Genomic DNA, 13,664 nt, shown 5'->3' with positions numbered 1-13,664 from the left:
ACCTTTTAATCAGAGAGAGATTTTGTGTCCAAGCGCAAAAATTGGCTCCAGCACCCATTCATAAAGACGACGTTTGTCGACGATAAAATCAGCATCCAGCGCCATACCCGGCTTGAGTTTTTCATTCTGCGCATAAGCAGTAATTGATTGTTTGTCCAGGGAGACCAGCACGCGGTACTGCTGTTCCTGAATATTGTTTTTGCCGGTTAACGTAGTGACTTCCTGAGGAGACAGAGCGGTGCGTGAAACCTCGATAACTTTTCCATACTGTTGACCAAACTTTTGATAAGGAAACGCTTTATAGCGCAGCACCACCCGCTGTCCCGGTTGGATAAAACCAATGGACTGCGTGTTTACCATGATGCGGGCGACCAGTTCAGTATTGCTTGGCAAAACTGCTATGGCTGACTGACCGGCGGTGAGCATCTGTCCATTTTTGACCATAATCATGCCGACATACCCGCTTTTAGGCGCACGTAATTCAAACGAGCGGCGCGCTTCATTTTCAGCCATCGACTGACGGTTATCAGCCAGTTGGCGCTCGATATCGTTACGCTTTTTCTCGTCATCCAGCGGTTTTTCATGCAGCTGTTGCTCGGTCTGAACAATTTTTTGCGAGATGTCCAACAGCTGACGTTGATATTCCTGGTAGCGCGCCTGGCTATCGAGCAGATTAGACTCCTGCTCTTCCATCTGACGGCTTGAGGCATACCCTTCGTTGTGCATGGCTTCCAGCTTGTCCAACTGCATTTTCGCCAGGGAAACCTGTTTCCGACGGTGTGTCAGTTGCAGCTTCAACTGCTCCTGCTGCAGTTTCAGACTGGCGATAGCGTCGGTCAGGCCCTTCATTTCAACCTGGTGAAGCTTTTCAAGCGTCACCAGATCCTGCTGAAGCCTTTCACGCTGGCCTTTCAGATTCTCGGCAATAACCTGACGAGTCTGACCTAACTGTGTTGAAACCTCTGATGACAACACCATCAGCACATCGTCTTTTTCAACATGCTGGCCCTCTTTTACCGGAATATCGACCACCGTAGCGCTTACGGGGGGCGGAATGATCAGCATGCCATTTTTAGGCAGCAGTTCTCCGGTAGATGATTCATATTTTGTATAGCTGCCAAATATAAAAAACAGCGCTGTCGCGGCAGTGACCAGCACTACAACGGAAATAACTAACCAGCGATAAGGTGGGCAATAGAGTGCCACAATGCCCAGGTTTCCACGGTTGGCTGCATCAAGTGCCTCCTGACGGAATAGTGACTGTTCCATTTATATAATCATCATGAGTAAGGGATTAACGGCACTGAAAAAAATTCAGCATGTCGATTGATAGTGATCCGGTACTTTGTGCCAGATTAATGAGGGCGTTCAGGTAATTGAAGCGAGCTTCAGCCTGATCTTTAAGCGCACTAAAATATTTTTGCTGAGCATCAAGCTCATCATTTACCGTACGGAAACCCATTTCCCGGCCATATTGAACAGACACCACTTTTTCGCGTGAAGACTCGACGGCATTTTTCTGCGCGTTGATTAACGCTTTTCCATTCGTAAGACTAAGCCATGCTGAACGTGTATCTGTAGCCGCTTTGCGTTGTGCTTCCATGATGGAATATTTCGCTGCCTGACGGCGATAGGCTGCTTCATAAGATTGTGAAATCTGGCTGCCACCCGCGAATAATGGAATAGAAACGTTAACGCCATACTGCAGATTATTACTTTTAGAGTTAGTGCCAAAAATAGCATCATAAAGTAAATTATCGTCGTTATCGTTACGGCTCCAGTTTTTGCCATATCTGGCGTAAAGTGACACGACAGGCATATGTGCGCCATCTGCAGCCAATACATCAGCATCGGCCTGATCATTCTGAAACAGGGCAATTTTGATTTCAGTGTTACGTTGCTGGCTGGCATTAATCGCATCAGTTAAAGAAGCGTAGGGCGAAGCGTTAAGGCACTGAAAGTTTACCGGCTCGACAGTGTCCGGGCTGACACCTGATAAGCGACGAAATGCTTCTCCAGCCAGCAATAACTGATTGCTCGCCTCTATTTCTTTGGCCTGAGCAAGAGCGTAATTGGCCTTAGCTTCATCCAGCTCTGTACGGGTGTTTTGTCCATTCAGAATACCGGCCTGCAGTTTTTGCTGCTGTTGTTTGAAGTTGTGACTGGCAGCTTTCGCAGCCTGTAAAACTTCCTGCTGATAGAGCACCGAAAAGTAGGCATTACTGATCGCATTTAATAACTTTTCTTCAGCTTTTTTTGACTGGGCTTCAGCGGTATTGGCAATAGCAACGCCTTTACGCCAGCCAGCATATTTACTCATATCAAACAGGGGTTGTCTGACACTGAGATCGTAACTGTGATTTGTTACACCACTTTGATATTTTTTATCCGGCTGTTCCTGACGATCCCAGTTTCCTTCGAGCGTCAATGTGGGCAACATTCCGGCCATACCCTGCCAGTATTTTTGCTGATCGGCTTCACTGGTCATCTGGCTGGATTGCAATGCAGAGTCATAGGTTAATGCGGCTCGGGCAGCCTGCTGTAAGCTGGTTGCATAAGATCCAAATGGCACGCAGGACAGTACAATAAATGCAATTTTAAAATTATAAAATTTCATGATGCTCGCTGTTTCTTAAAAATTAAGCCCGAAATTAAATGAGTTGCTGGGCAAAGACATATTTAATCAAATCAGTATTAGACTGCAGCTGAAGTTTACGCATGGCGTTATATTTCTGCGTTGCAACCGTACTGATACTACGTTTACGTGCTTTAGATATCTCCATTAAACTGTACCCGATAGCAAAAAGTCTGATTACTTCAACTTCTGCGGGTGATAAAAGAGTCTGTGCGGGCTCATCTGAAGCAGATTGCGCCAGATCTTTCATCTTTTCTGAATAAAATATTTCAGAATTAGATGAGCAAAGCCAGTGCAAGGCTTCTACCAGATCCCGTATATCATCACGTTTGCTTACTATTGCATTTACCGGAATTTGCAATATTCTTTTCAAAATGGCCGGGCTATTCTGTGCCGTAAAGATAATGATTTTAAGGTTAGCATTATGGTTGTAAATTTCTTCTAGCTTTCTAACGCCGTTCAAATCATTACGTTCAAAGTTAAAGCAAAAATCAGTAATTAATATATCAGGAGGATCGCTATTCAGTTTTACGAAAAGATTTTCTGCTTCTACCGGGTATGCTGCAATGTCCAGGTTGTGAAATCCGGTTGAGAGTATTTTTTGTATTGAATAAAAAATAAAAGGACTCTCATCAGAGACACCAACTTTAAACCTCCTTCCTTTTAATGGCCTATCCACTGATAAAATCCTTTCTCAGTTTATAAAGTCTGGTAAAGGGCTCCGAAGAGCCCATATGGTTACTGATAACTAATGGTATAGGTAGCAACTGCGTTAGCACTACCAGGAGTTATTGTGGCTGCAGTCTGGTAATAACGTGCATATAAGGGCACTGTTATCAATGCAGACGACAGTGGATAAGCTGCAACTCTGTATGGTGCTGCCAGTGCAACAGGTTGCTGACTTTCATTCAGAATCTGAACACCCACTCCGCTGGCAGTTGAGGTCGAATTCAGAGAAACTACGCCGACATCCGATAGCCCATCAGCCGCATCCCCATCTAACTGCATCATAACGTCAAAGGTACCTGAAAGAAGTGCCTCACAGTTAAGCTGAAGATTAAAAGCGGTAGATGGGCTGGTTTGTCCAATACCGGAACCCAACCCACTGCTGGTATTCGCTGTGTAACTCCCTAATGACACCTTCGGGTTAACATCACCTGCTGCTGAGCAGGTTTGATCCCTCACAGTGATGCCGCTTTTAATATATCTGACATAAAGTTTCAGGTCATTCCCTGGTACCAATGAGCCTACATCAAATACGTTGACATAGTCCGGAAGCAAATTGGGGCCAGCCATCGAGTTTGACGTCCGCACAATCTGAAAAGGCACATTCAATGTGACATCAGTATAAGCACCGACTGTACCGCCACTGGTTAACGCGTAAGTAGCGATCTTGTTGCCGGTAGGAATATTGGCAGCGTCGGTGGACATTTCACCACCGTAACCGGTATAAATGGTTAAGCCATAACCGAGTGCATCTTCAGCTATTGTTTTACGCTTTAAGTACACTTCTCCCGTTAAACCATCAAAAAACTGTTGCAGATTATCCAGGGCACATTTGAACGTGACTGTTAAATTGCCACTATAAACGACCGTGCCCACCGGAACAGCTGCCGAAATATTTATCCCCAGTGAGCGGAAATCTAATACCGCATCAGAAAGAGATTTTTTGCACGTCAGTGTGACATCATCTGCCGCGTTCGCATTAATTGGTGCTAGCATGACGAAACCAGATACCATAATCATGATGCTGACTATTCTGGTCAGTGTCCTTCTAAAGTTAATAAACATCATAATGTCACCCGATTAACCCTGATTATCTTTGTTCATTTCGCCGTTAGACACGTAGCGAACAGGTTTTGATTGATCGCTGCTGCATGTTGTTGTGAGCCTTGCAAGTGTGTTGTTTTCACTGGAATTAACAACACCAGACTCCAGGTTAACCAGACACTTATCACTGGCTGCTTTACCCCAGGAAATATGCAGGCGGCTGACATCTTTATTTAACCTCACATAAATCTGACCACCCTGTGAAACAGTGGTGATAAGGTTACCGTCTTCATCATTAACCGTTGCACCAAATGGCAAGGCGTTTCCGTTCGGCTGATTAGCCCGAATTAACAGTGGCTTTCCTTTGCTGGTTTTATAATCAAGTCTGACGACTGCACCCTCAACAGGAATAACGCGCTGCTGAGTTGATTCAAGCTCAACATCCAGTGGAATTCCTTTTGGGTCGATGGCCAGTTCGTTTATCCGGTACGGGTTAAGGTTTGGCACAATAGCTTTGCCGCTGCCGTTTAACACAATATTGGGATAGCCAAGTACACGCGCGCCCTCTGCATCTTCTGCGGTAACAACAGCATAAGTCGTAGACTGATAAGCGCTGAAATTAATGCTATCAGGTAAAGCGACTACCGCACCGCTGATACCACCCGAGGCAGAATAATAGTTTTCCCCTTTAGTATAAGACGCCGTCAGCATACTGTAGGGCGAACGGTATTGCCCACTAACTGAACCGGACTTCTCATTATCAGTATCGCGCGCTATTCCAACGTTATAGTTATATTGGTCATGTTCACCCAGAACACCATTAACTGCTGTTTGTGCATTCACACCCTGTTTATTATGTGTCGCACTTCCGGTTACATAACTTTGACTATCGCTACCAATTGGCACCGAGAAGTCGAGTGACAGTTGAGTGTCATGCCCGCCGGTTGAATATAATAATCGGTTTGCTGATAAAGTATAGGAGACCCGACCAATTGTATTATTGTAACCCAGCTGAAATTGCGTATTTGTTCCGGCAGAATCCCAGTAATTCTGAACGAAACCAGTAAGATAGATATTCCCATATGACTCCCCAAAATTTTGGCTTGCCGTCATAGAAAAACGTTGTTTGGGGCGCGAAAGATAATTTGACGAACTGTTTTTATGATTTTTTTTATAATAGTTATTGATTTGTAATGCGTTATCAAAACTGTAATAACCGGATGATGAGAAGCGGTAAGCCGCCAGAGTAAAATTCGTGTTAGTCTGAGAAACCTTCTTACTATAAGTTGCCCGATAACTTACACCTTGCTTTTTCTCATCACCATATTTTGTCTGAGCCCCAGTAATATCCAGTGAGATCGCACCAACAGGTAAACCAAATGCACCTCCCAACAGCACAGAGGTGTAGTTATCTGATCCCAGAATACCTGAGTAACCGGTCAGACTATTGCTAAAACCATGCTGAATAGTGCCCTGATAGACCGAAGGTGTATAAACCATATTGTCTTTTCGGGATACACCACCGGTCAGACTATAAAAAGTCATGCCCGGACGTTTCAGACGCGTCATCGCTGCGTAAGGAACTGAGAAACGGGTCTCACCGCCGTCAGCTTCTTTCACGGTCACGTCTAAATCACCACCGTAGCCTGTAGGATAAAGATCGGTGATATTAAAAGGGCCTGGTGAAACCGTCGTTTCATAAATTTTGTTGCCATTTTGCGATACAGTTACCTGAGCGTTGGTTCGGGCTACGCCGCGGATTTCTGGTGCATAGCCTCGCTGAGAGTCTGGCCACATCTGGTCAACTGTAGATATTTGCGCACCACGAAAAGAAAGCGTATCGAAAATTTCGCCACTGGTATTGCCTTCACCTAATAACAGCCGTGATTTTATTTGCGGAATATCACGCTGGACATAGGTGTTAATTGCATCGTAATGATGATACTCGTTGTTTTTTTGACGTTGCCAGCTGAGAGAACCATCGTGACGGAACATCCATCCGCCAAGGTTAAAGCCCGCCAGCGCACGGCCATAAAATGAGTCATATGCCTGACCGTGATTTACAGAGCGATAATAGTTGGTGTTATAGGTTAGCGTGAGTGCTGTTTCACCCTTATCCCAGAATTCTGGCGCAACGTAGCCGCGCGCAGATCGCAACAGATAAATTTGCGGAATTGAGATATCCATCTGCATATCGGCAGAATTGATAGCTGCATGACTCTCTTTAACTACCTCCTCCAGCGCCATACACTGTTTACCAGAGCGCAAATCTTCAGCTTGTCCCGGGCTAAAAACTGTGTCCTTAAGTGACAAGCTTTTGACCAGATCATAGGAAAGGCACGCTTTGGTTCCCGCCCCTTCACGAATGACCTGAACATTTTCCCGACCAATCTGACGACCATTCAGGAAAATATCCAGCGTATAAGTACCAGGATCAATAGGGTTACCGGTTGCATAGCGGGCCACATCAACTTTAACGCCCGGTAGATTCTTCACAAATGATTCGTCAAAATCATACGAATTTTCTGCAAATGCGGCGCCTGTTGATGCAGTTAAAAAAAGCGCCAGAAAAGATCGGTAAAATATTTTTCCCGTTGGTTTATTATTTTTAATCATCCTTGCCATCATTATTACCCCTGATGAGTTACCAAAGTTACTGACTAATTTTGGCGTCTACATTGCGTGCAGCGCCATAATCATCCAGATATTGATAATGAAAGTTTGTTTTTATTTGATTTGCGTTCAATCCTTTTAGGGAGAAGCTTTTTGTTTCGCCTGGTGCAAGCATTTCTCCCTTTTCACTGACTACTTTTCGCCCCGCGTTATCCTCGGCATTGATCTGTGAAACGTTGACGTAAAACGAAGAGTTATTGGTTGCTGTCAGCTGATTCGCTTTCTCCCCTTGATGCCAGATAAGACCCGACGCTGCTTCTGTGGCTTGCATCGCATCGAACCGGGCTGGGCGAAAGAAAATTTTGATGCGACTACGAATAGCCATTTGCAACTGATTTTGATTCGCAAGGCTTTTATCGCGAGGAGGGATGTCGAGTACGTTAAGCCAGAATACCGACTCTTTATCTTTGGGCAGGTTTGAACCAGTATAAACGATACGTAATGTCTGTCCTTTGTTAGCCTCCATACGGAAAACAGGCGGTAGCAAGACAAACGGTACGTTTATTTTATCCAGTGCTTCATCAGGATTTCCATTATCAATCCAGGCCTGTACCAGCGCAGGTTGATTGCCATGGTTATCTAAGCGGACTGTGACTTCTTTTTCTGTTGAGGGGTAGATTACCCGGGTGCCGATAATCGTCACGCTGGCAAAAGCCGATGTAGTCACCGTAAAAGCCAGCAGACAGGAGATCAAAAATTTAAAACTTTTTTTTTTCATGATTTTGACAGAAATGATGATAGAGGAAGAGAGGTGGGAACAGATGCTCCCACCATAATCAATTACAGGTAATTGATTGAATAGTTCACAGCTGATAAGACGGTACCAGCAGTAGCTGCACCAGTTGCATAGTACTGAGCAGAATAGGTCAGAGTACCTGCACCAGCAGTCAGAGCGACAGTTTTTGGAGAGGTGGTCTGCTCAGTGCTACCCGCGTTCAACACGTCATTTCCGTTAAGCAGCTGCAGGTCAACATTCGTTGCAGTACCAGTATTGGTCAAGCGACCATCAGCATTGACGTTGGCACCTTGTTCAAAGTAAGCGTACACGTCACCAGTCGTAGCTGAGCAATTGCTCAGCGCCATAGTGAAGCGAGTGTTACCTGCAGTCTGACCAGATGTGCTTAAAATGCTACTTGCTACTTTAGGCAGTGTAACGGTTGCAGTGCTGCCGCCGCCGTTTACGCTTACAGTACAAGTCTGAGACGCAATATTTCCTGTGAAGTTAATGGTGCCATCTGAAGCTTCAGCAGCATTAACGTGAGCAGCAGCCAGCATCAGACCAAGAGCAACCATAGATAACTTTTTCATATACTTTCCTTTGTATAAAATAATTAATAACATCAATTAATGAACGATTTAATAATCATTCACTTCCCTGGAGGATTCATTCCTCACAAGAGAATTAGAAAATCAGCAATCCAAATACGACTGCTGCTGCGACACCAACAATACCCATGCCAAAGGCAGACCCACTAACCGGGTTCGCTGCTGGAATTGAGTCTGGGCGCGTCCATTCAGTTTTCTCTTCTGAGCTTGCGCCTAGCTGCTTAAAGAAATCCAGGATCACCGAAGTTAATGAACCACCGCTAACGCCTTCGATTTCTTTATTGTTCAATTCACGCATGTTGTTTCCTTAAGCTGTAATTACAGATGCATTAGGATCAAACTGGTTTTCAACGACCGCGTTAAACCAGCCTGCCGTGCTATCCCAGCCATTCATAGCACCATATAAAGCACCATCAACAAGACCAAGGACTGCGCCGACAATCAGACCTACACCGGCAGAGACAATACCAACGCCTAACACGCCACCGGTGCTTCCGCCACTCATTCCCCATTTAAGACCAAAAGAACTAATACCCGTAACGGCACCGACAACTACAGCGCCAATAAAGTCAAAAAAACCTGCTCCTGAAACGTTTTGCATTTCAAAAGATGTTAACTCTCTCATCGATATCTCCATGTATCATTTTTTCAATATTATTATTTATGCCGCTTCTAGCGAACGGCGCTATTAGAATGGGTGGTCATAAAAAATGAAATAGTAAAACATCCATAATTCTTCTTTTGTTATCGTAAGCAAGGATATGGCTATTATATTTTTACATAATATTAACTGCTGTTGGTATTCTGGAATTTTTTGAGCGTACATTATTCTTATGCGTGATTTAACCATTAACAGCACTGCTTATGCCTGATGCTTAAAATTATCTGGCATCCGGGAAGCGCATGCCATGAACGCGGTTCAGTGAAACTGATTTATCTATGAATAAGCTTGTGCATAAAGTCATGAGTTAATGATTTCACTTGCCTGAATGTGATGTCATTTGAGAAGTGGAATTAAAAAGGGAAAAATCCCATTTGCCAGTTTCTGGTGATTTAAGCTAATTAAATCATATATGTCAGGATAAAAAACTAAATATTTAAAGATAATCAATTTAAGTATCTGTTCGATGGGTGCCGTGGTTTAATTCCTTCCATGCAATGCTGCCTGACAGCGTAACTTTAGTAAGGAGCATTAACATTGATGCCAATTTGATTTGTTTCTTTTCAGCCATGCTGGAAAATTGAGAGAGGTGTTTAAATGCGTGCTTTTAAAATAGCATGCTCATAACATCATCTTTCAAATGGTAATGGGAAATTCTTTTTTTAGGAAAAAAGTTATAACACTGCCCGTAAGGTGCTACAAAGTAGATTTATGTGCTAACTAAACAGCGTTTGAATGGTGTAAGATCTGGTTATTGTTTCTTTTATTAGCCTGAATGTCTTTATTTATTTGTATTTGCGGTTTTGAATTTTGTTGGGACGGTTTTATTATAGTGGAACCGATAAAGACTATTTTTAACTGCCCGAGTTATGGAGGCGAGCTCAGGTAAGCGAGTACACCAGGCGAAAGAGAAAGAGACTATAAAAAACTGATTTTACGAATTGTTGCTAATCACTGACCAATGCGTCAGTTAGATTGAGTTAATTAATATGTATAGAGTGACTGAAAATCATGAACGGATCATCGATGCATTAGCAGGATTTACGCAGATTGCTAATCCAGATGAAATTTCAAGAGGCAAGCGCCGTTATCATTTGACTAAAGATCATGTACGTCGCGTTATGTTCATTCTTGACGGCGATTTTTTACTTAAACTTAAAGGCGAGAATAAGGTTTTGAATATCTTATCCGCTCCGTTTGTTGTCGGCGTCACTCCAGCTTTAGACGAGCCGCCAGTCTATCTGGAACGAGTCGATTATGGAAAAGTCAGTTTCATTGACTATGACGTGTTCTGGCGATTGGTTTTTGAGAAAGATCTTTTTAATGACGCAATGTCTATTTTATCAGGACAGTATTCTGATCTGATGAATTACATTCAGTTACCAAAAAGTAACTCATATGATGAAGTTATTTCTTTGATTGAAAGATGGAAAAAACTGCCGACTCATTTAAAGAAACGATTTTCAGCACTATATCTTATTGAAAATAGTTCTCATTTATCAAAAAGTTCCATTTGCAGAGTGCTCAAGGAACTAAAAGAGAAAGGCGAATTGGTACTGATTAACGGTAAGTTCACCTGAATATAATATTTGTCATCGTGAATTTTGTGATGCTGAAGGGAAAAAATGGATGTTAATGTGGTTTGTACGGATGACAATTACTTCTTCAGACTGGGCATATCAAAGGTAATTGAGGAGGCACTGCTATCTGATGCAGAAGTAAAATTTTTATCAGGTTTTGATAGTCATAACCTGCGGCAGGCTGACTTCATCCTGATCAATGTTTCGCAATGGCGTCTTTATATGTGTCAACCCGCTTATCGCGAGCGAAAGCCTGGCAGTATCATATTGGTATTTACCGATGATTTCGGAGAGAAAATTAAAAAACCGTTACCATTTTGTTATCAATCTTTGCTTGAAGTGTCAAAAAGGGATTCGGTACGTTTAATCACTGAGAAAATAACCAAGGCCTGGTTAAACACTCAGGGAAGAGTTATGGGATATCTGCCTTCAGACTGTTTACGGTGCGAATTTGCACGTATCACCGTGGTGCAACTTCAGGTGCTTAGTTTTTTGAAGAAAGGATACAGTGTAATCCAGACAGCAAAAAGGTTAGATTTGTCAGTTAAAACAATCTATGCACATAAATATAATGTGATGAGAAAGTTCGCTCTGAAAGGAGACAAAGAATTTAATGCATTTATCAATGATGTCTCGTTGCTTGAACTTTACAAAGGAGTTATCAATGTAAATGAGATTTAACGTTATCCAGAGGCGTAGGCTCACCCTTCTGCGCTGTTTAAATTTCCCATTTTTTATTTTTTAAGGAGTTGTCAACTCCTGTTCAACATCGGATATAAGGTGTTTTAAATATAGTGATTAAGCACCTTAAGGAGAGTTATATGGAAAATAATTCACGTTTAACATGCAAAGCATCGAATAGTCCCTTTAAATTTATGCAGGGAGTAATGCTGAGTATGGTTTTATTACTTACAGGCTACCTGTACTGCAATTATGTTGAGGCGGCGCCATTGCAGAACGCTCCTGCGCCATCGTTGTTTAAAGAAGTCAAAAATGACAAGGCGCCGGAGCAGATACACGACCCGCGTGCGCACATTATTGTCTACCGTATTGATGAAAAAAATCCTGCCGCATCAAAACGCGTCGTTAACGTATTTGTTAATAATCAATACTATACTAGCGTAATGTCAGGTGATAGAGGGACTGAAATTAGTGTGTGTCCTGGCCAGAAAAAACTGGACGTTATGTTCAGCCAGCATGATTTTGTCCAGCCAGCAAAAATTGAAGTACCCACACCAGAGCTGAAATCAGGTGAGCGCTATTACTATCAGTTAGCGGTAAATGATCAGCAGAAAATCACGGCGCGTCTGGTGCCTGCAAAGGAAGCTGAATCTGTTTTAACCAGTCTCAAAGCACAATCACGTACGTTATCGCGTGTATTGAATGAACGTTCTTGTTCTGAAGCGGGCGAGTCAAAACTATTGAATCACCCGGTGGCTTCTTCACTATTAAATTCTGACAGTAGTCATGCTCAGAGCAATGCTATGAAGATAGCTGATAAAAGCAGTAAAGCTCAGGGCGCTGCATACTCACTGCATTGATGCAATCTGGCACCATATTTTTTATTAATCAGTTCTGATAATGCCGTTCACTGACTCCAGAATCAAGAGTTGTGCTGGAAGCAATGTCAGGATTGCAGATTATCTCGTCATAAAATCACGGTTATTCGAAGTATATGAATATAGAGATTAAGGGTTTGTGAAAGCCTTATTTCTATTGAATTTAATCAATCCTCGTTAATTAAGAAGGTTGTTATGTTGAAAGTGAACTTGCGTGGTGTGAAGGGTATTATCTCTTCATACACTGTTGATACAAAATCTGAAAATCCTACAACGATCAAAGTTCCGCATCAGGGTGCATTAAATATAGAACTGATCGATAGCGCTACAGGACATGCTCCGCAAATGGTTGTAACCAGGCGCGTTGGCAATAATCTGCAGCTTTTCTTTAGCCAGGATGATTCTCAGCATCCTGATATTGTACTGGAAGATTATTATGATAATGAAAACGTTCATCTGATTGGGCTGGGCGAAAACGGTCAATTTTATGAATATGTGCCGACTTCCGGCGATGTGGCTGAATACCCGCCAGCTTTAACTGAAGGTCAGAGCGGTGAACAGGTATTAGGTGGTGAAGGATATGCCAGTGCCGATCCGCTGACTGCCAGTCACAACAATTTTGGTTGGTTGCCTTTTATGCTGCTGGGCGGCGCGGCAGGCGGCGTTGCTATTGGTGCGTCCGGGCGTGGTAGCAGTGGCCATGACTCTTCCGCTAAGAGTGTATCGGTGACACTTGATCCTGTTGCGGACAGTGATAATGATGGTCGTCCAGAGTTTTCCGGAACATCGAATAGCCCTGACTCACAGGTTGTCATTCAACTGCCTGATGGCACCCAGATCACGACCCAGACGGACAGTGAAGGTAACTGGTATGTGGAAGCACCGACTTCACAACCAAATGGCACCGTCACTGTTACGGTAACTGATAGTGCGGGCAATAGCGGTAGCCTGACTGAAGAGTTTACTGACACCTCTTCGCCAGAAGCGGCGGTTATAAATAGCAATGATGATGAACAAATCTCAGGTAAAGCAGAACCTGGTTCAACTGTGGTTATTTCCGATGGCAGTACCGGTGAAACCACCACGGTTGTAGTTGATGAAAATGGTGACTGGAGTATCCAGCCTAACCCTGTCCATGAAGGGGATACCGACGTAACTATCGTGGTTGTCGATCCTGCGGGTAATGTCTCTCCGCCGTCCAACGGTGCCCGACCGGACATAACTCCTCCAGATAACATCAACTCCGGCATTGTCAGTGACTCAGTCACCCTGACGGACGACGTCGGTGCGATCACCGGCGAGATTGCCAGCGGCTCGGTCACTGACGACGCGCGGCCGACCCTTTCCGGCGACGCAACCGCCGACATCGATCACGTCAACATTTATGACAACGGCGAGCTCGTCGGCAGCGCAGCGGTGGACGCGGACGGCAAGTGGAGCTGGACGCCGGAGCAGGATAT

At 43.8% G+C, this 13,664-nt stretch carries 13 protein-coding genes; 4 read left to right on the top strand and 9 right to left on the bottom strand.

What is annotated here, in order from left to right:
- Nucleotides 1-9: 9 nt before the first annotated feature.
- The 9 genes from NR195_RS16950 to NR195_RS16910 form a co-directional block, all read right to left on the bottom strand.
- Nucleotides 10-1,206, bottom strand: a complete 1,197-nt coding sequence (locus tag NR195_RS16950) for an HlyD family efflux transporter periplasmic adaptor subunit (RefSeq protein WP_256844739.1) — start codon at nt 1,204-1,206, stop codon at nt 10-12.
- A gap of 88 nt (nt 1,207-1,294) precedes the next feature.
- Nucleotides 1,295-2,617: a TolC family outer membrane protein gene (locus NR195_RS16945; RefSeq protein ID WP_172608081.1), complete on the bottom strand. Its 1,323-nt coding sequence runs from the start codon at nt 2,615-2,617 to the stop codon at nt 1,295-1,297.
- 34 nt (nt 2,618-2,651) lie between these two features.
- Nucleotides 2,652-3,314, bottom strand: coding sequence for a response regulator transcription factor (locus NR195_RS22990; protein ID WP_256844738.1), 663 nt, complete (start codon nt 3,312-3,314; stop codon nt 2,652-2,654).
- A 59-nt stretch (nt 3,315-3,373) separates the two neighbouring features.
- On the bottom strand, nt 3,374-4,429 hold the full coding sequence (locus tag NR195_RS16935) for a fimbrial protein (protein ID WP_062759546.1): 1,056 nt from the start codon (nt 4,427-4,429) through the stop codon (nt 3,374-3,376).
- 12 nt (nt 4,430-4,441) lie between these two features.
- Nucleotides 4,442-7,033: a fimbria/pilus outer membrane usher protein gene (locus NR195_RS16930; RefSeq protein ID WP_245115372.1), complete on the bottom strand. Its 2,592-nt coding sequence runs from the start codon at nt 7,031-7,033 to the stop codon at nt 4,442-4,444.
- A 25-nt stretch (nt 7,034-7,058) separates the two neighbouring features.
- Nucleotides 7,059-7,796, bottom strand: coding sequence for a molecular chaperone (locus tag NR195_RS16925; protein ID WP_187496578.1), 738 nt, complete (start codon nt 7,794-7,796; stop codon nt 7,059-7,061).
- A gap of 62 nt (nt 7,797-7,858) precedes the next feature.
- A complete protein-coding gene (locus NR195_RS16920) occupies nt 7,859-8,386 on the bottom strand; it encodes a fimbrial protein (protein ID WP_060678767.1) in 528 nt (175 codons plus the stop codon).
- Nucleotides 8,387-8,480: 94 nt separating this feature from the next.
- Nucleotides 8,481-8,702, bottom strand: a complete 222-nt coding sequence (locus NR195_RS16915) for a hypothetical protein (protein ID WP_010256766.1) — start codon at nt 8,700-8,702, stop codon at nt 8,481-8,483.
- 9 nt (nt 8,703-8,711) lie between these two features.
- Complete coding sequence (locus tag NR195_RS16910; protein ID WP_010256762.1) at nt 8,712-9,029, bottom strand: hypothetical protein; 318 nt, start codon at nt 9,027-9,029, stop codon at nt 8,712-8,714.
- A 1,025-nt stretch (nt 9,030-10,054) separates the two neighbouring features.
- Between NR195_RS16910 and NR195_RS16905 the strand changes: the two genes are divergently transcribed.
- The 4 genes from NR195_RS16905 to NR195_RS16890 all read left to right on the top strand — a co-directional run.
- Nucleotides 10,055-10,645, top strand: a complete 591-nt coding sequence (locus NR195_RS16905) for a helix-turn-helix domain-containing protein (protein ID WP_061703032.1) — start codon at nt 10,055-10,057, stop codon at nt 10,643-10,645.
- A 45-nt stretch (nt 10,646-10,690) separates the two neighbouring features.
- Complete coding sequence (locus tag NR195_RS16900; protein WP_256844737.1) at nt 10,691-11,326, top strand: LuxR family transcriptional regulator; 636 nt, start codon at nt 10,691-10,693, stop codon at nt 11,324-11,326.
- 140 nt (nt 11,327-11,466) lie between these two features.
- Nucleotides 11,467-12,186, top strand: a complete 720-nt coding sequence (locus NR195_RS16895; protein WP_256844736.1) for a hypothetical protein — start codon at nt 11,467-11,469, stop codon at nt 12,184-12,186.
- A 213-nt stretch (nt 12,187-12,399) separates the two neighbouring features.
- Nucleotides 12,400-13,664 (top strand): Ig-like domain-containing protein (locus NR195_RS16890; protein ID WP_256844735.1); only part of this gene is annotated, 1,265 nt, incomplete at its 3' end.

Source organism: Pantoea sp. Ft-CA_14, assembly GCF_024520875.1.
GTDB classification, from domain to species: domain Bacteria; phylum Pseudomonadota; class Gammaproteobacteria; order Enterobacterales; family Enterobacteriaceae; genus Pantoea; species Pantoea agglomerans.
This window is presented reverse-complemented; position numbering and strand designations above follow the sequence as displayed.